Genomic DNA, 20376 nt, shown 5'->3' with positions numbered 1-20376 from the left:
ATGTACTGGACTCGGCTGCGCTCATTACATGAGCAATGCGGGCCACAGGGCAACTCGCATCACCCTGTTTGACACCAATCGCAACGCTGCAGCTGGATAGTGTGAAAGGCCGCGCGACGTGGCGATTCCCCCTCGGCAGTGTGATCTCGTCCGAGATCGGTCCACAAGGAGCAACAACATGAAGTCAAAGTTACTGCTGACCGCGTTGTGCGTGGCAACACTTGCAGTGTCTGGCTGTGCCAGCAAGTACGTCGAGTCCAACCAGTATTCTGGATTCCTCAAGGATTACAGTTTGCTCAAGCAGGAGACTTCACCTTCCGGTGCGCCGGTGATGCGCTGGGTCGATCCGAAGCTCGATGCACGCCGCTACACCAAGGTCTATATCGAACCGAGCCAGCTGTATCCAAAGCCGCAGCCCACGGCCAAGATCCCCGCCAGCACCCTGCAAGGCATCACCCAGTATTACGATCAGGCCCTGCAGCGGGAAATGGCCAAGGTCATGCCGTTGGCCAAGGGACCAGGCCCGGGGGTGTTGATCGTGCGGCCGGCGATTACCGCGGTGAGTGCGAGCACCAAGAGCCTGCAAGCCTATGAAGTGATCCCGATTGCCTTGATCGCAGCCGGCGTGAGCACCGCGACCGGCATCCGTGATCAGGACACCAGCCTCGCCACTGAAGCGGCCTTCATCGACGCGGCCGACAACAAATTGGTGGCGCAGGTGGTGCGCAAAGGTGCGGGCGCCGAACTGGATAACGCCGACCAGGTCATGCAGACCAAGGATGTGAAAGCGGTACTCGATGGCTGGGCCAGAGACATGGCCAAGTCGTTCGAGCAGGTCAAAGACAAATAGTCCAAGCTTACAACCGCAAAAGGGCTGCTCTGGCCGGCAACGTCAGCCAGAGCAGCCCAGGGTGGACTCAAACTACCTGTCGGCGTCCATGCGCTTCAGCCTTGGGGACCTTGCGCTCATGCCCTTGACGCAGGCGCAGGGCAGCCAGCGCGGCGAGCACCAGGATCACCGCGATGATTTTCATCCCGTCCATGGCGTTACCTGTCGTTTGCTCGATCAGGCCCATCACCGACGGGCCGACAAAGCCGCCCAACAGCCCACACGAGTTGACGAAGCCCAGCCCACCGGCCAGTGCAGCGCCTTTGAGGCGTGACGCCGGGTACAGGAAGATGATCGACTGCACCACAAAGAACATCAGCGCCGACAGGCAGAAGCCCAGCAGGCTCAGCACCGGCCCTGCCAGCGAGGCGATACCCAGCCCGGCGGCCATGGTCAGCAACCCGCACACCAGCATCATCCGCGCCCGCTGCGGGGTCGTGGCAAAACGCGGCAGCGCCATGGCACCCACGGCTGCGGCGATCCACGGCAGCGAGGTCAGCAAGCCGATCTGCAGCGTGGTCAACTCGCCGTATTTGCCGATGATCCCCGGCAGGAAGAAGATCACCGTATACACCGTGATCTGATGGCAGAAGTACACCAGGATCGCCAGGAAGATCTGCGGCGTCAGGCACTGCTTGAGCGAATGGCCGCCCTGCCCTGCACCTTCCTCCTGCTCAGCCGCCAGGCCGCGTTCGATCTGCTCGGCTTCAGCCGGGCTCAGCCACGGCGCCTTGCTCGGCCGGTCCGGCAGCTTCATCCACACGACATAGGCGAAGAACACCGCCGGCAGGCCTTCGAGCATGAACATCCACTGCCAACCACGCCAGCCCCAGACGCCGTCCAGCTGCATCAGCAACGCGCCCAGCGGGCCGCCGATGATATTGGCGAAGCACACACCCAGGAGGAAGTAGCCAATCGCCCGCGCACGTTGCTCGCGGCCGAACCAATAGGTCAGATAGAGCATCACGCCGGGGAACAGCCCCGCCTCGGCCACACCCAGCAGCAGACGCAGGATGTAAAACGAGGTTTCGCCCTGAACAAACGCCATCGCGGCCGAAATCAGGCCCCAGGTCACCATGATGCGGGCGATCCAGAAGCGCGCGCCGACCTTGTGCATGATCAGGTTGCTGGGTACTTCCGACAGCGCATAGGTCAGAAAGAACAAGCCGGCGCCCAGCCCATAGGCCGCCGCCGAAATACCCAGATCCACATCCAGCTGATGCTTGGCCAAAGCGATGTTGGTGCGGTCGAGAAAGCTCAGGATGTACGCCGCAATCAGCAACGGCATCAGCTTGATGAAGATGACCTTGTTCAGCGTGGCTGAATCACGGGGTGTGGCAGCGCTATCGATGTTTCTTGTAATTGTCATCGCACAAACCTCATGGCTTGAGTAGCCGGTGAATGCTGAAGGTGCCGGCAGCCGGGCCCAACGCCCCGCTGCACAGAATCCGCGAGGTGACGCCGGGGCTAGAAGTCGACCTTGTCCTGGCCTTTGAGGTCGAGTATTTCCCGGGCTTCATCCGGCGTTGCAACTCGCGCGCCGAGCGCTTCGATCACTGTCCGGATGCGTTTGACCTGGTCGGCATTGGATGCGGCCAGTTGGCCCGGGCCGTCCCACAACGAATCCTCCAGGCCAACCCGTACGTGGCTGCCCATTGCCAGGCCCATGGTACCCAGCGGGATCTGATTGCGCCCGGCGCCCAGGATCGACCACTGATAAGCGTCGCCAAACAGCCGATCAGCCGTACGGCGCATGTGCGCAAGGTCTTCCGGGTGGCCACCGATACCGCCGCGCAGGCCAAACACCGACTGGATGAATATCGGTGCCTTGAGCAGGCCGCGCTGGAGGAAATGCGCGGCGGTATACAGGTGGCCGATGTCGTAGCACTCGATTTCGAAGCGGGTACGGTTCTCGGCACAGGCGTTGAGTATGTGCGCGATGTCGCGGAAGGTATTGCGGAAGATCCGGTCGTCACTTTCTGCCAGATATGGCCGCTCCCAGTCATGCTTGAACTCGGTGAAGCGCTCGAGCATTTCGTACAGGCCAAAGTTCATCGAGCCCATGTTCAGTGAAGCCAGCTCCGGCTTGAGCTGAGCCACCGGCTGCAGGCGCTCTTCAACGCCCATGGTTGGCGCCCCGCCGGTGGTGATGTTGATGACGACGTCGCTCTTGGCCTTGATCTGCGGCAAGAACTGGCGGAACAGGTCGACGTCCTGGCTGGGCCGGCCATCGATCGGGTCACGTGCATGCAGGTGGACGATGGCAGCGCCGGCTTCGGCGGCACCAATGGCGGCATCGGCAATTTGCTGCGGGGTGATCGGCAGATGCGGCGACATCGACGGCGTGTGAATAGCGCCAGTGACCGCGCAGGTAATGATGATCGGGCGTTTTCTGGACATGCGAATTTCTCCATTCTTGTTCTTGGTGAGAAAGTGAATACGTCAGCAGCAGGGCTGCAGCCCCGCCGTTACTGCATGAGGGGTCGAGCCGTTACAGGTACTCGACGTTGCCATCCACGCTGATGGCCTGGCCGGTCACGTTGCGTGCCGCCGGTGAACACAGGAACAGCGCCATGGCAGCGACGTCTTCGGCGGTGACCATGCGCTTGAGCGAGATCTTCTGCAGGTACTCGTCACGCATCGCCGCTTCAGGCACGTTCAACTGCTCGGCCCGGGCGCGAATCACGCCGTCCATGCGTGGCCCCTCGACGATGCCCGGGAGCAAGGCATTGACGCGGATATCGCTCTCGCCCAGCTCGCTGGCCAGGGACTTCATCAGCCCAACGATCGCCCATTTGGTTGCGGCATAAGGCGTACGCCAGGCATAGCCAAGGCGCCCCGCCACCGAGGCGATGTGAATCAGGTGGGCATTCGGCGAGGCTTTGAGCAGCGGCACCGCATGGTGGGCGAAGCGGTATTGCCCGGTCAGGTTGATATCGACGGTGCGCTGCCACTCTTCGTCGGTGACGGCGTCTATGCCCGCCGTCGGCCCGGCGATCCCGGCGTTGTTGATCAGCACATCGAGGCCGCCGAACTGCTCGCGCTGGACCTCGAACACGGCTTCGATCTGCGCTGGGTCGCTGACATCGGCCTTGGTTGCCAGGCTATTCGGGTAGCGATCACGAAACGCCGCGAGGGCCGCTTCGCTGACATCGCAGACATGCACCTTGGCGCCGGCCTCCATGTACGCCGCAGCCAGCACCTCGCCGATGCCGGCGGCGCCGCCAGAGATCAATACGCGCAGGCCGCTGTAGGGAATCAGTCGGTTCAGAACGCTCATGCTTTTTTAACTCCTGAAGCAGGCGACCTGGAACGGTCGCTCTTGACGATCAGGCGTGCCAGCGAGTCGGCCGCCTGCATGATGTCGTCGGTGACCGCCGCCCGCGCAGCGGCGCCATCACCGGCCTGCAAGGCTTCGACGATGCGGTTGTGCGCCTCCATCGAGCGTTGCAGGTGGGCCTTGTCCGGCGCGACCAGGGCAAAGCATGGGCCCATGTGCAGCCAGAAGTTCTCCACCGCGGCGACGGTCAACTCGGCGTTGGCCACAGCGTAGATGCGCCGGTGAAAGGCAAAGTTGGTCCACAGATAACGCGCCACATCGACGTTGTCGGCGGCGTGCTGCATCTGTTCGCAGAGTTGGGTGATCTCGGTCAGGTCGCGCTGGGTCAGCAGCACCACGGCTTTCTCGGCCAGCAAGCCTTCCAGCGCTACCCGCGCGTCGCGGATTTCGCGCAGGCGCTCCGGCGTCATCATGCGCACCCGCAGGCGGGCTGTTTCAGTGACTTCAAAGGCGTTTTCGGCACTCAGGCGGTTGAGCGCCTCTCGCACGGGCATCGGGCTTGAACCCAAGGCTTCGGCCAGGCCGCGGATGGTCAGCTTCTGGCCGGGCTGAAAGCGGCCGCTCATCAGCGCTTCACGGATCTGGCGGTAGACCTGGTCCTGCAGTGTGTCGCGCGACACCGGGCGCATTACCGGCAGGAGGGTTGGGCGATCAGTCATGGGCAGACTCACATATTGGCGTTGTTATGGCTTCAATATGTGATCACAAATAACATATGTCAATTGGTTTCAGTACGACAGTGAGTTTGGCCCTAGAACGTCGGGGCGCTTTGCGCCCCCAGCAATGCCGGCTAGCGCATTGCCCAAACCTGCGGATTGACCAGATTCTGTGGGCGCTGGTCAGCCAACGCACAGAGCAAATTGTCTACCGCGCAGCGGGCCATGGCCTGGCGGGTTTCGTGGGTCGCCGAGCCGATGTGCGGCGTCGCCACCACGTTGTCCAGTTGCAGCAAGGGCGAATCCGCCGCCAACGGCTCTTTGACGAACACATCCAGCCCGGCCCCGCGAATGCGCTGCTCACGTAGCGCTTCGATCAGCGCGGTTTCATCCACCACCCGGCCACGGGAAATGTTGATGAGGATGGCCTCGGGTTTCATCAGGCTGAGTTCCCGCGCGCCGATCAAACCCTCGGTCGCGGCACTCAACGGCACCGTCAGGCAGACAAAATCCGATTCCTGCAGCAGCCCGTCGAGGCTGCGACAAGCGGCGCCATAAAGGGCCTCGACGGCAGGCTTGGGCTGACGGCTGTGATACACCACGCGCATGCCAAACCCCGCAGCCGCACGCTTGGCCAGTGCTTCACCGATGCGGCCCATACCAACGATACCCAAGGTCTTGCCGTGCACATCGGTGCCGAAGTGAGCCGGCCCCAGGTTGGCCTGCCAGTGCCCTGCCCGCACCCAACTGGCAAGTTCGACCACCCTGCGCGCCGTCGCCAGGATCAAGGCAAAGCCAGTATCGGCGGTGGTTTCGGTAAGCACATCGGGGGTATTGGTGAGGACGATGCCGCGTCGGGTCAGGTCAGCGATGTCGTAGTTGTCGACCCCCACCGAGACGCTGGCCACCGCTTCCAGTTGCGGTGCCAGGTCCAGCAGGCTGCTGTCCAGGCGCAGGCTGGCCCCGAGCAGGCCATGGGCGTGGGGCAAAGCATCGCGCAGACGGGCCAGGCCATCCGCCTGCGCGGTGTCGACGAAGATCACTTCGGCCTGCTCGCGCAGGCGGCCGAGCAAATCATCGGACAAGCGCTTGTAGAGGACTATGGTCTTTTTCATGGCAATTCCTTAATGATTCAGTGCCAGGCCGCCAGCGCGACGCTTGGGCTGAGCCTGGGGTGTACGCAGTGCGACCGTGAGGGCAACCGCCGTCAGCAGCGCACCGCACATGAACAGGTAAGAGGCGCCTGGCCCGCCGGTGGCGCCATTCAGGTAGCCCACCAGCCACGAGCCACCGAACGAGCCCAGTGCGCCCATGCTGTTGATCAAGGCCATGGCCCCGCCTGCGACGTTGCTCGGCAGAATCTCCGGCACGATCGCGAAAAACGGCCCGTATGGCGCATACATGCAGGCTCCGGCCAGGACCAGCAGAGCGTACGACCACCAGAAGTGCTCGCTGCCCAGCGCATACGAGCCGTAGAACGACAGCGCGGCGATCAGCAGCGGTGGCCAGACAAAACGCTTGCGCTTCTGCAGCCGGTCCGAGGCCCACGACACGCCGACCATGGCCAGCACTGCCGCCAGATACGGCACCGATGACAACCAGCCCGCCGTGACGATATCGACATTGGCAGCCTGCTTGAGGATCGACGGCAGCCACAGCACAAAGCCGTACACGCCGATGCTCCAGCAGAAGTACTGCAACAACAGCACGATGACCTGCGGCGAGCGGAACGCCTGGCGGTAGTTCTTGACTGGTTTGATGCCCTGCTGCTCAGCCGCCAGCGCCGCTTGCAACTGGTCCTTCTCGTGCTGGCTGAGCCAGCTCACCTGGGCCGGTTTGTCCGCCGCCAGGCGCCACCAGATAAACGCCCAGAGCACCGCCGGCAGGCCTTCGATGATGAACATCCAGCGCCAATCGTAATGCTTGATCAGATAGCCCGACACCACCGACATCCACAGGATCGTCACCGGGTTGCCGAGCATCAGGAAGGTGTTGGCCCGCGAGCGTTCGGCGCGGGTAAACCAATGGCACAGGTAGATCAGCATCGCCGGCATCACTGCCGCCTCGACCACCCCGAGGAGGAAGCGGATGGCGATCAGAAAGTACACATTGCTGATCATCCCGGTCAGCGTCGCCAGCCCACCCCAGAGGATCAGGCTGACGAAGATCAGCTTCTTGACGCTGCGTTTTTCCGCATAGATCGCCCCGGGCACCTGAAAGAAGAAGTAGCCGAGAAAGAACAACGCACCGAGCAAGGACGACAAGGCCGGGGTGATCTTGAGGTCGTCGGCCATGCCGGAGGCTGCGGCAAAGCCGTAATTGGCGCGGTCCAGATAGGCCAGGCTGTAGGTAATGAACACGATCGGGATGATGTACCACCACCGGCGACGCGCGAGGCTGGTCGTTTGCATGAGGTGTGCTCCTGAGCTTGGTTGTTTTTGTTGCACCAGGTGCCGGCTAACCGGCGATCAGCGTTTCAGGCGCAGCTGCGCCGGTTGTACAGTTCCAGTTCACTGCGCAGCGGCAGGCCTTCCATATCCCCGCGCGACTGCACCGCGCGGCTGCCGCACCAATTACCGCGGGCAACCGCTTCACCCAGTGGGTAGCCTTCGAGCAGGCCACTGAGCACGCCCACTGCAAAGGCATCGCCCGCGCCGACGGTGTCGACTACCTGCGCAACAGCGAATGCCGGCACCCAGCCCTCAGCGTCCGCGCTGCAGAAATAAGCGCCCTCGCCGCCCAGCTTGATCACCACAAGCTCGACGCCTTGCTGCAGATAAAACGCGGCGATGTCAGCAGGGCTTTGTCGACCGGTGAGCAAACGGCCCTCTTCAAGGCCTGGCAGCACCCAGTTGGCTTTGACTGCCAGCGCGTTGACCTCGCGGATCATGCTGGCCTGGTCAGGCCATAACGATGGGCGCAGATTGGGGTCGAACGAGATGCTCCGGCCAGCGCTGCGCATGGCGTCGACCAGGCCATGCGCCAATGCCCGGCAGCCGGCCGACAGCGCCAGCGGAATGCCGGTGGCATGCAAATGTTCGGCGCTGGTCAACTGTGCGTTCAGCAGCTGCGGCGACATATGACTGGCAGCCGAGTTGCGGCGGAAATATTCGACGGCGGGGTCGCTGCCATCATCGCAGCGGGCCTTGAGCTGAAAGCCGGTGGCATGCTCAGGGTCGACTTGCACCGCCGAGCAATCCAGGCCCTCCTTGAGCAGGCTGTCCAGCACGAAGCGGCCCAACGAGTCATTGCCGACCCGGCTCAGCCAACGCACCTTGAAGCCCAGCCGCGACAAACCGATCGCAACATTGCTGTCGGCACCGGCAATGCGTTTGCCGAACTGGCCGACCTGCGCCAGTTCACCGGTTTGTTCGGCGACGAACATGGCCATGGTCTCGCCAAAGCACAACACGTCATGGTCAGGCATGGCTCACCTCCGCCGTCAGCGCAAGCCGAGCCAGGTTGTTGACCTGGGCACGAGTTACCGCCAGCAGGTCGTCACCGACCAGAGGAAACTCGACCGCGCGCACCACTGCCGGGCTGAACTCGCTGAACATCTGCTCCCAGGCCAGCAGATCGGCTGCGCGTGGCGGCACTGCGACCAGGCGGCCATTGGCCTGGCGCTCGACCGCCTTGCAGTGCACATAGCGCACCCAGCGGCCCAGCTCGTGAGCGGCTTGAACCGCCGACTCACCCTGCCAGCGCCAGTTGCCAATATCGAAAGTCATGCCCAGCGGCAGTGCCATGGATTCACAGCGCAGAAGAAACTGCAGCATCGGTTCGATCCGCCCGCCGTGCGCAGTCTGGTCGTTTTCAACCAGCAGCATGGGGCCATCCGCCGAGAGTTGCGCAGCCAGCGCCGTCAGGTCACAGCGCGGCTGATAGTGACCAAGGGAAACCTTGAGTGCCACCGCGCCCACGGCCCTGGCGGTCTGTAGCTTGGCAGGCAACGCCGGGTTCAATTGGCCGTCCTCCAGCCACAGCTCCAGCGGCGAGGAATACAGGCATTCCATGCCTGAGGTGCGGATTGCGGCAGACAGCTGTGGGCAGTCCGGCGGGCTGGCGAACAGTTCTTCGCGCAGCTCGACTCGACTGACGCCGGCCGCAGCCAGCAACGGCACGAAACTGGCCTGGCCACGCTGGCGGACCAAGTCGGCGCCGTAGCTGGAAAGGCTGATGGAAACGGGGTTCGAGCGCATTGTTATTGTCCTTATGAAACCGGTTTCATTTCGATGCAACGCAAACGGACGTGACTCCGTTGTTCAAATACGGGGGTTGGTCGATCCGCGAATGATCAGTTCGGCCTTGAGGTCGATGCGCTGCGCAGCAGCGTTACCGCCACGCAACCGCTCAAGCAGGCAGTTGAAAGCCAACGCGCCGATGCGTTCGGTAGGTTGCGCCAGCGCGGTAATGCCGCTGCCAACCAATGGGTGCCAGTCGAGTTCGTCGAGGGCGATCAGGCCGACATCCTCGAACAATCTGCAGCCGCGCTCGTGCAAGGCGCGAGTGACGGCCAGGGTGGCCACGCCGTTGAAGGTGAAAATCGCTTGCGGGCCATGCCCGCTGGCACCGAGGAAATTGCCCAGACATGCGGGCAAATCAGCCGCACACTCGAGGATCTGCTGGCGCATGCCGGGGCGGCGATTGATCGATGCGGTAAAGGCCTGCACCCGTTCCAGTCGCGAGCTGGTGCCATCCAGCGGCTCGCTGACTGCCAGAATGTCGCGGTAGCCGCGAGCCTGCAGGTGGTCCAGCGCCTGCTCGACTGCGTCGGCGTTATCCAGCCCGACCATGTCGGCATTGAGCTGCGGCACCTGACGGTCGACCAGCACCATGGGGATATCCCGGTGCAACGCCAGCAGCTCGCCCTGGTGGTGGCCGAGGGTGTTCACGATCAGCCCTTCGACGTTGTAGGACTGCAGCACGCGCAGGTGATGGCTCTCTTGCTCGTCATCGCGGTTGGTGTTGCACAGCACCAGGCTGTAGCCGTGCTCGCGACAGGCAGTTTCAACGCCGCGCATCACGGCCACTGAATAGGGGTTGAGAATGTCGGCGACCAGCATGCCGATCAGGCGCGTCTGGCCGCGCTTGAGGCCTCTGGCCATCTGGTTTGGCCGGTAGCCGAGACGCTCGATGACCTCGGCCAGATGCTGCGCAGTGGCATCGGCGAGCAACTGACGGTCGCCACCGATATAACGCGACACGGTCGCCTTGGATACACCGGCGACCCGTGCAACCTGACTGATGGTGACCCGCTCACGCGGGCTGGACGTTGTATCGGTCATCTGAGGTCTCTTGTGATTATTGTTTGAGACGGATTATGAAACCGGTTTCAATACATCAAAAGTCGAGACCTAAGTCACCTACCGTTCGTCGGATCTGCTCTGCACATCACGCTACCCTGTCGCCAAACCAGCGCAGGGCAGCGCGCTGCGGTTAGCCCAGATCGTTGATGCACACCACTTTCGGCTGGGTCATATCTTCATAAGCGAAGCGCACCCCTTCCCGACCGAGGCTGCCGTACTTGAAGCCGCCAAACGGCATGGCATCGAAGCGATAGTCCGACGAATCATTGATCATCACCCCACCTGCTTCGATCTGCCTGGCAAGCTTCAACGCCTTGGCCAGGTCACGGGTGAACACTCCGGCGTGCAGGCTGTATTCCGGCGCGTTGGCCAGCGCCACTGCTTCGTCCAGCTGGTCGAACGGCTCAAGAATCACCACCGGCGCAAACACCTCTTGCTGCCAGATCTGGCTGGCATGACTGACCTGCTCCAGCACCGTTGGCGCGTAACTGGCGCCCTTGCGCTGGTGACCGCAGAGCAGCTGCGCACCCTCGCTGAGCGCCTCGTTGACCAACTGTTCAGTGCGGCGCGCAGCCTGTTCGGTCACCATCGGCCCGACATCGGTTTCACGCAGGGCCGGGTCTCCCAGTAGCAAGGCCTGTGCCTGGGCGACAAAACGTGCGCGGAACGCTTCATAGATCGGCCGTTGCACCAAGATCCGCTGGGTGCCGATGCAGTTCTGCCCCGCCGCCCAGAACGCCCCGGAGACACACGACTCGACCGTGGGTTCCAGGTCGCAGTCTTCCAACACCAGCACCGGTGCGTTGCCGCCCAGGTCCATCGCCAGCTTTTTCAGGCCAGCACTGCGGGCAATCGACTCGCCGGTAACAAAGCCGCCGGTGAACGACACCATGCGCACCTCGCGCAGTTCGACCAGCGCCTTGCCCAACTCGACACCACCGGTCACGGCAGTGACCACCGAGTCCGGCAAACCCGCCTGCAGCAGGCATTCGACCAGCTTCAGGGCCGACAGCGGCGCCAGTTCGGACGGTTTCAGGATCAACCCATTGCCACCGGCAATCGCTGGCCCGAGCTTGTGTGCGACCAGATTGAGCGGGTCGTTGTACGGTGTGATCGCGACGATTAACCCCAACGGCTCTCGGCTGAACCAGCCCTGGCGCGATTCCGAGCCCTCATAGGCCTCGAACGGCACCACCTCACCGGCATTGCGCCGCGACTCTTCAGCCGACAGTTTGAGGGTGTTGATGCAGCGTTTGACCTCTTTCTCGGCCTGGCGCAAGGTCTTGCCGGCCTCGGCGACGATCAATTCGGCAAACGCCTGGGCTTGCTCCTGCACCCGCCGCGCCGCCTCCTCCAACACACGTGCGCGCTGATGGCGCGGCATTGCCGCGGCCTGGCGCACACCTTGGCGGGCACGCTCGAGGATGGCCGGCACCGCACTGGCATCCAGGCACGGCACGCTGCCGATCAAGCGGCCGTCATAAGGGCTGAACACATCGATCTGCTGCGCTTCGACCAGTTGCACATTGACCTTGCTGGCTACGCTCATGGCTGCTCTCCGCTTACTGCTGCTGGCTGGTGTGGATGGCGACGATGTCCGAGAGCAAGGCAAAGGCGGTTTCGATCTTGCCTGCACCCGGGCCGGACACCGTGACTGCACCGACCAGCTCAGTGGTGAACGAGACCGCATTGGTTGCCCCGCTGATACCGGCCAGTGGGTGGCTGAGCGGCAACAAACGTGCAGCGACGCTGGCTTGCACCGAGCCATCGGCCTGGCACTGGGCCGCACCGATCAGCTTCCAGCACTGGCCATTGCGGCTGGCGGTGGCGATGTCTTCAGCGCTGATGTTGCTGATACCCGAGCAGGCCACGTCGCTGATCTGCAGCTTGGCGTTGAGCAGTTCGTTGGCAAGGATCACCACTTTCAAGCGTACGTCATAGCCATCGACGTCGGCGCTTGGGTCAGCTTCGGCGTAGCCCAACTGCTGCGCCTGGGCGACCGCCGCAGCAAAGCTCAGGCCTTCCTGCATGCGGGTCAGAACATAGTTGGAGGTGCCGTTGAGGATGCCTTCGAAACCTTGCACTTCAGCTCCGGCCAGCGCCTGCCTGGCCAGGCGAATCACCGGCGTACCGCTCATGACCGAGCCTTCGTACTCGAAAGCGACGTTGTTGCGCCGCGCCAGCGCCTTGAGCTCACTGCCGTGCAGGGCAATCGGGCCTTTGTTGGTGGTGACCACATGAATGCCGCTTTCCAGGGCCCAGCGGCAGAAGGTGGTGGCGGGTTCGCCGTCGACAGGATTGGTGAAGGTCGCCTCCGCGATGATGTCAGCGCCGGATTGCTTGATCACTGTCTCGGTGAAAGCTTCGGCGGTGCCACCGTGCAGCTTGGCAAAGGCGCCTTTCTCGGCTGGCAGGGCCACCAGCTGGGCGGCATCGAGACCGTCGCGGTTGACGATCGAGCCGAGGAAGATATCGCTGACGCCAACGATCTTAAGGCTGAAACCCAAACTTGCCTGCCAGCAGGCATTACGTTCGGCAACCAGTTGCGCCAGGCCACGGTTGACCCCACCAAAACCCACCAATGCAATTTTATATTCAGTCATGTCTGCGTTGCTCTCAGGCGTTGTTTGATGGAGTCAGCCTAAGTGTTCACCGCAGTCAGTTGAATTGGTCAGAATGCTGCATTTGTTGGTCGTTTTGCTCGCCTCAGTGCTCGGCCGAGAGCACGAACGAGGTCACTGTGTTTTCCACCCCGGACATGCCGGCGATCTCTTTCCAGACCATGTGCACACGCTCGGGCGAGGCGGCATTGACCCGCAGCATCAGGTCGAACTCACCGCTGAGCACTTCGCATTGGACCACCTCGGGAATGCCGCGCAAGCCGGCCAGCACATCGGCGCCGCGCATGCGGTCATAGCGGTAGACAAAGATCACCGCGCTGATCAATGACGAGGCCCGCCGCGAGTCGCCGAGGCGGATGGTATAGCCCTGGATCGCGCCATCGCGCTCCAGCCGCTCGATCCGCTGGCGCACCGCGTTACGCGACAGATTGACCTTGGCGCCCAGCTCGGCGTGGCCGATACGCGCATTGGCGGTCAGCTCGGCCAGGATATGTTCGTCCAGTGGATCAAGAATGCGCTTCATGGCCGCGCCTGCGTTGCTTGGCGCAGCGCCTGGATCAAGCTGGCCAGATCGCCCGTTTGCAGGCCTGTGCGCACCTCGTCCGGTTCGGCCAGGGCGGCAACCGGGCCAGGCCACACCCCAAGCTCCGCCAGCAGGCCAGCCGATTTGCTCGGCGCGATTTGCCCGAGGGTGACCATCGGCGCGCCCAGGCTGCGTCGCTGAATCCGCCCAGACAACGCGCCCACGGCAGTATGTGGATCAACCGCCGCGCCGGTCTCGGCAAACAAGCGTAGGACTTCTTCGCGAATCTGCAGCTCCTCAACCGCATGTGAGTCGAACAGCACCCGCGCCCGTAACCATTGCTGATTGCCGATGCTCAGCTCACCGCACGCCTCGAAGTGCTCCATCAACGCCCTCACCGCATGGCCATCATGGTCGTACAGCTCCCAGATAAACCGCTCGAGGTTTGAGTACAGCGAGAAGTCCATCGCCGGCGACGAGGTGCGGCTGCTTTGCCGGGTCGAGTAGCGGTTGCGCTGGATGAAGTGATGCAGGGCGTCGTTGCTGTTGGTCGAAACGATCACCTGGTTGATCGGCAAGCCCATCTTCTGCGCGACGTAGCCTGCGTAAATTTCGGCAAAGCTCGCCGCGGGTACGCTGAAGGCCACCGGCCGCGTGCCGCCGCCAAGCTGCAGCGCGGCGTGAAAGTAATAGACGATCTGCGCCAGCACCCCGACCCAGTTGGTCGAGTTGAAGCAGATCGGCGTCACCTCAGGCAACGGCCACTGGCGCAGCAGGCGCGACACCAGGGTCTGACAGTCGTCAAAACTGCCCGCTACCGGAATCAGCGCGACCTGTTGCGGGTTTGCCTGGTGCAAGGCCGCCAACTGCGCCGGCGGCACACCCTGCTCGGGGTACAACACGGCCAGTTGAGCGTTGGCGCAGCCAGCAAAGGCCTCGATCGCGGCCAGCCCGGTCTCGCCGTTGGTGGCACCGATCACCAGCGCCCTGCCCTGTTGTTGCGGCAGAAAGTGCGCAACCAGGCGCGCCTGCAACTGCGCAGCAAAGTCCTTGGACGACTGCGTCGGGCCATGGAACAGCTCCAGAATCCATTCGTTATGGCCGATCTGCCTTAACGGCGTGATCGCCCGATGATCGAAGTCGCGGTAGCTGTCACTGAGCAGCGCGCGCAACGCAGCTTCGTCCATTGCTCCGCCCACGTAGGGCGAGACCACCCGCCAGACCAGCTCGTCGAACGGCAGCCACGACCAGCTGCCGATCTGCTCCGGGGTGTATTGCGGCACAGCCTGGGGCACGAACAAGCCGCCATCGTCGGCAAGCCCGGAGAGCACTACCCGGCGAAAATCGGCCAGCCCAGCTGCGCCGCGGGTGCTTACGTAATGCATGGTGACTCCTGATAAGAGCTACGCGATAAGGTCTACAAATGGCGATGGGCCTGTGCCACCAGCCAGGTGGAAAATGCGGCGGCCTCGGCGCTCAGGGTTTCGCCCTGGGCGCGGACCAGATAGAACGATTCGCTGGCTTCGATACGCTGGCTGAACGGCGCGACCAGCGCGCCAGACGCGAGCAGATCCTCGGCGATGGATGAGCGCGCCAAGGCCACGCCCTGGCCCAGCTCGGCCATGCGCAAGGTGGAAACCATGGTGTCGAACTGCAAACCGCGCGAGTAATCCACGGCATCGGCACCGACTCGCTTGAGCCAATAACCCCAGCCCTCTTCATAACCCAGCACATGCAGCAGCGCATGCCGGGCCAGGTCGCGCGGGTGTTGCAGGGGAGCGGCGGCGAGCAGCGCCGGCGAACAGACCGGTTGCAGCACATCCCAGGTCAAGCGCTGCGACACCAGCCCCGGCCAACTGCCGGCACCCCAGCGGATCTCCAGGTCATCTTCACCGTCAGGCTCTTTCACCCACAGGTTGCTGATGAACCGGATGTCGATCAGCGGGTGCTCTCGGCAGAAATCCGCCAGCCGCGGTGCCAGCCAGTACTGCAGAAAACTCAAGCTGCCACGCACCTTCACCGGGCGGCGCTGGTTGTGGCCGAAGATCTCGTTGGTGCCCACCGCCAGCCGGCTGATGGCGTCCTGCACCACCGGCAGGTAGGACTGGCCTTCTTCGGTCAGGCCCAGCCCGCGTGGCAGGCGCTTGAACAACGCGACCCCAAGGTGGCTCTCCAGCTGGCGGATCTGCTGGCTGACCGCGCCTTGGGTCAGGCACAGCTCCTCGGCCGCGTGGGTGAAGTTGAGGTAACGCGCCGACACTTCGAACGCCCGCAGCCAATTCAGCGGCGGTAGGGTTTTTTGATTCATCGGCGCAACCTCTTCGGCAATTGACTGCGTGCACTATCGCTTGTGCGGCTCAGGCGGCGCTAGCCGGACGCTGCACGCCAGCCTCGGCGCGCAGGCGTTGCGCACGTTTGTTGCGGGTCACCCAGTAGACGAAGTAGCACCAGGCTATGAACGGCAGACCGAAGTACAGCGCTACCCGTTGCGCCGGGTCAAAGGCGATGCCGATACAGGCCAGCAGGCAGCAAGCGATCGCGCCCAGGGGCACCCAAGGATAGCCACGCACGCGAAAGTGCAGATCTTCGACCCGGCCGCCGTTGGCTACGTAATGGCGGCGGAAGGCAATCTGGCTGGCGGCAATGCTCATCCACACCACCACCACGGCCAGCCCCGAAATCGACACCAGTGCCAGGTACACGGTATCCGGCGCCAACACACTGCTGAGCAACGAGGCCACGGCGCCGGCCATGCTCAGGATGATCGCGTTGACCGGCGTGCCGCGGCGCGACAGGCGTGCATAGCACTTGGGCATATGGCCCTGATCGCTGAGGGTCCAGAGCATCCGCGAGGCGGCATACAGGCCGGAGTTGGCCGCCGACAGCAGCGCGGTGAGAATCACGAAGTTCATGATATCGGCCGAGTACGGAATGCCGATCAGCTCGAACACCAGCACGAACGGGCTTTCGACCAGGCCGGCCTGTTCGCGCGGCAGCAAGGTGGCGAGCACGAAGATGGTGCCGACGAAGAACAGCGCCAAGCGCACGATGGTGGTGCGGATCGCCTTGGGCACACTGGTCTGCGGGTCGGCCGCCTCTCCTGCGGCAATGCCGATCAGCTCGGTCCCGGAGAACGCGAACGACACCGCCAGCAAGGTCATGGCGATCGGCAGGAAGCCGGTCGGGAACAACCCTTCACGGGTAAAGTTGCTCAGCCCCGCGCCCTGCGCATGCTGCACATCGAACAGCCCGCAGATCGCGCCACCGCCGATGGCGATGAACACCACCACGGTCAGGACCTTGATCAGCGACAGCCAGAATTCGGTTTCGGCAAACAGCCGCACCGACACCACATTGCTGATGAACACCGCCAGCGCAAACAGCGCGCTCCAGATCCACACCGGCGTTTCCGGGAACCAGCGCACCATCAGGATGCCGGCTGCGGTGAACTCCGAGCCGATGGCCACCGCCCAGGTCAGCCAGTACAGCCAGGCCACGGTGTAGCCAGTGCCGGGGCCCAGGTAGCGGGTGGCGTAGCTGCTGAACGAGCCGGTTTCCGGCATCTGCACGGCAAGCTCGCCCAGGCAGACCATGACCAGATAGACCATTACCGCGCCAATCATGTAGGCAATCACTGCGCCCAGCGGGCCGGCCTGGTTGACGGTGTAGCCGGAAGTGAGGAACAGGCCGGTGCCGATCACACCGCCTAACGCCAGCATGACGATGTGGCGGGTTTGCATGTCTTTGTTGAACGCAGGGCCGCTGCCGGCCTGTGCGTCATTGTGCTCAGAGTGCATGGTTTTATTCTCATGAAAGTGATGGCGAACACGTCCCGCCGCGATGACGCCACGGTGAGTTCGGCAGCCAGCAGTTGTTGTTATTGTCGGTTTTCATGAAGCGACCTGGCGACGTTTTTATCGCCAGGCCTTGAGCTCACGCTAGGCGTGCACTGCAGTGCACTGAGGTTGCGTACGCTGTCGCTCGCGCAACACGGCGCAGGCATCACGCAGGTCCGCGAGCAGGTCGGCGGTGTCTTCGATACCGACCGAGATGCGCACCAGGCCTTCGGAAATGCCCAGTGCCTGACGCTCTTCCAGGGTGTTTTCAACATGGCTGGTGGTGCGCGCCGGGCCATAGATGGTTTCGACCGCACCCAGGTTGCCGGCACGGTGGGCGTATTTGAGCAGCGGCAGCAACTGCGCTACATCGCGCATGCCACCTTTGAGCACGAAGCTGACGATCGCGCCAAAGCCACGCATCTGCGCGCGGGCAATGGCATGCCCAGGGTGCTGGGCCAGGCCCGGGTAGTTGACTGCTTCGACCAAAGGCTCGGTGCACAGGTACTCCGCCAGCGCCTGGGCACTCGCTTGCTGCTGACGCAGGCGCAGGGCCAGCGTCTTGATCCCGCGGATGATCAGGTAGGCCGAGAACGGGTCCAGCGCAGCACCGTTGATTTCGCGGTAGTGGCGCACCTTGCTCATCAGTGCTTCAGCGCCGCAGGCAATACCGCCCAGCACATCGCCGTGGCCGGAGAGGAACTTGGTCGCGCTGTGCACCACCACGTCAACGCCAAGCGCCAGCGGGTTCTGGTTCAACGGCGTGGCGAAGGTATTGTCCGCCACCACCAGCGCCCCTACCCGCTTGGCCGCTGCGACCAGGCGGCGGATGTCCAGCACCTTCAGGGTCGGGTTGGTGGGGGTTTCCAGGTACACCACGTTGCAGCCACGGGCGATCTCTCGCTCGATGGCCTCGGTGTCGTAGGTGTCGCACAGAGTTACCTCAACGCCCATTCGCGGCAGGAACTCTTCGAAGATCTTGTTGGTACCGCCATAGCTGTCGCGGGTCGACACCACCCGTTGGCCACAGGCCAGCAGGCTGTGCAGCACGCCACTGATGGCGGCCATGCCAGAGCTGAAGGCGACTGCGGACTCGGCGGCCTCCAGCGCGCACAGCTTGTCTTCAAGCACGGCAACGGTGGGGTTGCTCATGCGGCTGTAGATAAACCCAGGTTGATTGCCCAGCGCCACGTCATACCAGGTATCGATATCGTCGTAGCCATAGGCGGCGCTGGCCACAATCGGGGTCTGGGTAGCGTTGTAAGGGTGGCTGACCTGCTCGCCGCCCCACACTACGCGGGTGCCGGCGCCGACCTTGGCGTCGAGGGTTTTCTTGTTGTTCATAGCCAGTCTCGCATCAAGGGAGCACGTCGGTGCTCCGTTTGGGTATGCGAGGACTATAGGGAAGGCCAGCAGCGCTGAAAAACGATGTAATGCTGGCCTGAGGGCGGTTTATTTTAATGGCTAGGGTGTTTCACAGCTGAAAGCGTTTCATCATCCCGTTCAAACCAATCGACAGGTTGGCCAGTTCCTGGCTGGCTGTGCTGATCTGGTCGGCGCCTTCCGAGGTCTGCAGGGCCAGATCGCGGATGTTCAGCAGGTTGCGATCAACCTCGCGCGCGACTTGCGCCTGCTCTTCGGTGGCGCTGGCCACTACCAGGTTGCGCTCGTGGATGCTCGAGGCGCCGCTGGTGATCTCATCCAGCGCCTCGCCGGCCAACTCCGCCACCTCGAGGGTATGCGCAACCTGCTGACTGTTGCTGAGCATCGAAGCGACTACCCGCGCGGTGCCGGTGCGGATGGCATTGACCATTTCCTCGATCTCCAGCGTCGAGCTTTGGGTACGCGCCGCGAGCGCTCTAACTTCATCGGCCACGACCGCAAAGCCTCGGCCAGCCTCACCGGCCCGTGCGGCTTCGATGGCCGCATTGAGCGCCAGCAGGTTGGTTTGCCCGGCAATCGCACCGATCACATCCAGCACCTTGCCCACCTCCTGCGACTGCACCGACAACGCCTCGATCTGCGCCGAGGCCTCCTGCACGTCATGGCGCATCTTGCCAATCGAGCGAATGGCTTCGGCTACCCGCTCGCGCCCGCGCTGGGCCGCTTCTTCGGACTCGCGTGAAATGCTCGAGGTGCTGACGGTGTTGCGCGCCACCTCTTCCACCGCCACGCTCATCTCGGTAACTGCCGTAGCGGCTTGCTGGATCTCGTCGGTTTGCCGGCTGAGGTCAGTGGAGGTCTGCCGAGTGATCGCCGACATCTGTTCACTGGCTGCTGCCAGTTGCTGGGACGAGTCACCGATCAAGCGCAGCGCATCCTTGAGGCTGGCCTGCATGGCCGCCAGTGCACGCATCAACTGGCTGGCTTCATCGTTGCCGCTAGCCACCACCGCCTGCGACAGGTCACCGGCGGCGATGTCCTGGGCCACGGCAATCGCCGCACGTAGCGGGCTGACAATGCTGCGGGTGAGCAGCCAGGCCAGGCTGATTGTCAGGAGCAGCACCAGGCCGACCACGCTCGCAGTCAGCCACAAGGCGCGCTGATAGTCCTCGCGGGCCTCTGCGGTATGTGCGGCGGCCGCCTCGCTGCTGAGCTTGACCAGGCTGTCATACAGCTCTCCGGTGCGGGTGGAGATATCCTGCATGGTGCCGCTGAGCATGCCCTGCATCGGCTCCAGCCGATTCTGATCGGACAAGCCCTTGTACTGGTCGAGCAGTACCCGATATTGGCTGATCAATTGCTGCATCTCGGCAAACACCGGCTTGGCCTGCGCCGGCATCACCGCGCTGTAGCCCTGCAGGCCCTTGTCCAGCAGGCCTTTGAGCTCCTCCAGGCGCGCCAGGGTGGGCGCCAGTTGTGCAGGCTGACGGGCGATGGCCATGCGCATGGTGATGATACGCAGCCCCAGCATGTGGCTGCGCACTTCGCCAAGGTAGCGCGTGCCGACGTTGGTCACCTGTTCGGTGTACACCACCGCTTCGCGCATGGTGGAGATCTTGTTGATGGAAAACACGCCGAGGATCACCACCAGTGCGGCGATCAGGCTGAAACTCAAGTAAGAGCGAGTGGCAATATTCAAGTGGCGCAAGGACATGGCTAGACTTCCGAATGCGAAGGGTGAGCTGCACTACCCATTACGTTCGGCGCCTTTTGGCCAAAATTGAGCGCTCAAAAGCGGATCATGCTCGATAATCGAACAGTT

General features: G+C 63.1%; 18 protein-coding genes. 1 reads left to right on the top strand and 17 read right to left on the bottom strand.

Going from position 1 to position 20376, the window contains the following annotated elements; translation table 11 throughout:
* Window positions 1–178: 178 nt before the first annotated feature.
* Entirely contained in the window at window positions 179–850 is a 672-nt protein-coding gene (locus K3F44_RS06350) for a DUF3313 domain-containing protein (RefSeq protein WP_220633582.1), read from the top strand.
* 67 nt (window positions 851–917) lie between these two features.
* Here K3F44_RS06350 and K3F44_RS06345 read toward each other — a convergent pair whose 3' ends face one another.
* The 17 genes from K3F44_RS06345 to K3F44_RS06265 form a co-directional block, all read right to left on the bottom strand.
* Entirely contained in the window at window positions 918–2258 is a 1341-nt protein-coding gene (locus K3F44_RS06345) for an MFS transporter (RefSeq protein WP_220633581.1), read from the bottom strand.
* A gap of 98 nt (window positions 2259–2356) precedes the next feature.
* Window positions 2357–3289, bottom strand: coding sequence for a 3-keto-5-aminohexanoate cleavage protein (locus K3F44_RS06340; protein ID WP_188035887.1), 933 nt, complete (start codon window positions 3287–3289; stop codon window positions 2357–2359).
* A 91-nt stretch (window positions 3290–3380) separates the two neighbouring features.
* Complete coding sequence (locus tag K3F44_RS06335; protein ID WP_220633580.1) at window positions 3381–4169, bottom strand: SDR family oxidoreductase; 789 nt, start codon at window positions 4167–4169, stop codon at window positions 3381–3383.
* Window positions 4166–4888 carry a GntR family transcriptional regulator gene (locus K3F44_RS06330; protein ID WP_150569301.1) on the bottom strand — a complete coding sequence of 241 codons (723 nt, stop codon included), beginning with the start codon at window positions 4886–4888 and terminating at the stop codon, window positions 4166–4168. Before K3F44_RS06330 ends, K3F44_RS06335 begins: the two co-directional genes overlap by 4 nt.
* Window positions 4889–5019: 131 nt before the next feature.
* On the bottom strand, window positions 5020–6000 hold the full coding sequence (locus tag K3F44_RS06325) for a D-glycerate dehydrogenase (protein ID WP_220633579.1): 981 nt from the start codon (window positions 5998–6000) through the stop codon (window positions 5020–5022).
* Between the two features lie 9 nt (window positions 6001–6009).
* Window positions 6010–7296, bottom strand: a complete 1287-nt coding sequence (locus K3F44_RS06320; RefSeq protein WP_220633578.1) for an MFS transporter — start codon at window positions 7294–7296, stop codon at window positions 6010–6012.
* Window positions 7297–7361: 65 nt separating this feature from the next.
* Window positions 7362–8312, bottom strand: a complete 951-nt coding sequence (locus K3F44_RS06315) for a sugar kinase (protein WP_220633577.1) — start codon at window positions 8310–8312, stop codon at window positions 7362–7364.
* Window positions 8305–9084, bottom strand: coding sequence for a sugar phosphate isomerase/epimerase (locus K3F44_RS06310; RefSeq protein ID WP_220633576.1), 780 nt, complete (start codon window positions 9082–9084; stop codon window positions 8305–8307). Before K3F44_RS06310 ends, K3F44_RS06315 begins: the two co-directional genes overlap by 8 nt.
* Window positions 9085–9147: 63 nt before the next feature.
* A complete protein-coding gene (locus K3F44_RS06305) occupies window positions 9148–10170 on the bottom strand; it encodes a LacI family DNA-binding transcriptional regulator (RefSeq protein ID WP_181106398.1) in 1023 nt (340 codons plus the stop codon).
* Window positions 10171–10321: 151 nt separating this feature from the next.
* A complete protein-coding gene (locus K3F44_RS06300; protein WP_220633575.1) occupies window positions 10322–11740 on the bottom strand; it encodes an aldehyde dehydrogenase family protein in 1419 nt (472 codons plus the stop codon).
* A 13-nt stretch (window positions 11741–11753) separates the two neighbouring features.
* Entirely contained in the window at window positions 11754–12794 is a 1041-nt protein-coding gene (locus tag K3F44_RS06295) for a homoserine dehydrogenase (RefSeq protein ID WP_220633574.1), read from the bottom strand.
* A 103-nt stretch (window positions 12795–12897) separates the two neighbouring features.
* Window positions 12898–13335 carry an Lrp/AsnC family transcriptional regulator gene (locus K3F44_RS06290; RefSeq protein ID WP_103437263.1) on the bottom strand — a complete coding sequence of 146 codons (438 nt, stop codon included), beginning with the start codon at window positions 13333–13335 and terminating at the stop codon, window positions 12898–12900.
* Window positions 13332–14720 carry a threonine synthase gene (gene thrC, locus K3F44_RS06285; protein ID WP_220633573.1) on the bottom strand — a complete coding sequence of 463 codons (1389 nt, stop codon included), beginning with the start codon at window positions 14718–14720 and terminating at the stop codon, window positions 13332–13334. The genes K3F44_RS06290 and thrC overlap by 4 nt, the downstream gene beginning before the upstream one ends.
* A gap of 32 nt (window positions 14721–14752) precedes the next feature.
* Complete coding sequence (locus tag K3F44_RS06280) at window positions 14753–15643, bottom strand: LysR substrate-binding domain-containing protein (protein WP_220633572.1); 891 nt, start codon at window positions 15641–15643, stop codon at window positions 14753–14755.
* Window positions 15644–15692: 49 nt separating this feature from the next.
* Window positions 15693–17132: an amino acid permease gene (locus tag K3F44_RS06275; protein ID WP_103437260.1), complete on the bottom strand. Its 1440-nt coding sequence runs from the start codon at window positions 17130–17132 to the stop codon at window positions 15693–15695.
* 141 nt (window positions 17133–17273) lie between these two features.
* The gene (locus tag K3F44_RS06270) at window positions 17274–18515 is read right to left on the bottom strand and encodes a cystathionine gamma-synthase family protein (protein ID WP_101319210.1); all 1242 of its coding nucleotides are present in this window, start codon (window positions 18513–18515) and stop codon (window positions 17274–17276) included.
* Between the two features lie 130 nt (window positions 18516–18645).
* The gene (locus tag K3F44_RS06265; RefSeq protein ID WP_220633571.1) at window positions 18646–20268 is read right to left on the bottom strand and encodes a methyl-accepting chemotaxis protein; all 1623 of its coding nucleotides are present in this window, start codon (window positions 20266–20268) and stop codon (window positions 18646–18648) included.
* Between the last annotated feature and the right edge of the window lie 108 nt (window positions 20269–20376).

This window comes from Pseudomonas sp. S07E 245 (assembly GCF_019599025.1).
In the GTDB taxonomy this organism is placed as follows: Bacteria; Pseudomonadota; Gammaproteobacteria; order Pseudomonadales; family Pseudomonadaceae; genus Aquipseudomonas; species Aquipseudomonas shirazensis.
The sequence above is the reverse complement of the archived record's forward strand: the minus strand, read 5'-3'. Positions and strand labels throughout refer to the sequence as shown.

Bases quoted from the DNA above. Each gene is read 5' to 3' on its own strand.
- K3F44_RS06350 (WP_220633582.1), top strand. From the start codon at position 179: ATGAAGTCAAAGTTACTGCTGACCGCGTTGTGCGTGGCAACACTTGCA.
- K3F44_RS06345 (WP_220633581.1), bottom strand. From the start codon at position 2,258: ATGACAATTACAAGAAACATCGATAGCGCTGCCACACCCCGTGATTCA.
- K3F44_RS06340 (WP_188035887.1), bottom strand. From the start codon at position 3,289: ATGTCCAGAAAACGCCCGATCATCATTACCTGCGCGGTCACTGGCGCT.
- K3F44_RS06335 (WP_220633580.1), bottom strand. From the start codon at position 4,169: ATGAGCGTTCTGAACCGACTGATTCCCTACAGCGGCCTGCGCGTATTG.
- K3F44_RS06330 (WP_150569301.1), bottom strand. From the start codon at position 4,888: ATGACTGATCGCCCAACCCTCCTGCCGGTAATGCGCCCGGTGTCGCGC.
- K3F44_RS06325 (WP_220633579.1), bottom strand. From the start codon at position 6,000: ATGAAAAAGACCATAGTCCTCTACAAGCGCTTGTCCGATGATTTGCTC.
- K3F44_RS06320 (WP_220633578.1), bottom strand. From the start codon at position 7,296: ATGCAAACGACCAGCCTCGCGCGTCGCCGGTGGTGGTACATCATCCCG.
- K3F44_RS06315 (WP_220633577.1), bottom strand. From the start codon at position 8,312: ATGCCTGACCATGACGTGTTGTGCTTTGGCGAGACCATGGCCATGTTC.
- K3F44_RS06310 (WP_220633576.1), bottom strand. From the start codon at position 9,084: ATGCGCTCGAACCCCGTTTCCATCAGCCTTTCCAGCTACGGCGCCGAC.
- K3F44_RS06305 (WP_181106398.1), bottom strand. From the start codon at position 10,170: ATGACCGATACAACGTCCAGCCCGCGTGAGCGGGTCACCATCAGTCAG.
- K3F44_RS06300 (WP_220633575.1), bottom strand. From the start codon at position 11,740: ATGAGCGTAGCCAGCAAGGTCAATGTGCAACTGGTCGAAGCGCAGCAG.
- K3F44_RS06295 (WP_220633574.1), bottom strand. From the start codon at position 12,794: ATGACTGAATATAAAATTGCATTGGTGGGTTTTGGTGGGGTCAACCGT.
- K3F44_RS06290 (WP_103437263.1), bottom strand. From the start codon at position 13,335: ATGAAGCGCATTCTTGATCCACTGGACGAACATATCCTGGCCGAGCTG.
- thrC (WP_220633573.1), bottom strand. From the start codon at position 14,720: ATGCATTACGTAAGCACCCGCGGCGCAGCTGGGCTGGCCGATTTTCGC.
- K3F44_RS06280 (WP_220633572.1), bottom strand. From the start codon at position 15,643: ATGAATCAAAAAACCCTACCGCCGCTGAATTGGCTGCGGGCGTTCGAA.
- K3F44_RS06275 (WP_103437260.1), bottom strand. From the start codon at position 17,132: ATGCACTCTGAGCACAATGACGCACAGGCCGGCAGCGGCCCTGCGTTC.
- K3F44_RS06270 (WP_101319210.1), bottom strand. From the start codon at position 18,515: ATGAACAACAAGAAAACCCTCGACGCCAAGGTCGGCGCCGGCACCCGC.
- K3F44_RS06265 (WP_220633571.1), bottom strand. From the start codon at position 20,268: ATGTCCTTGCGCCACTTGAATATTGCCACTCGCTCTTACTTGAGTTTC.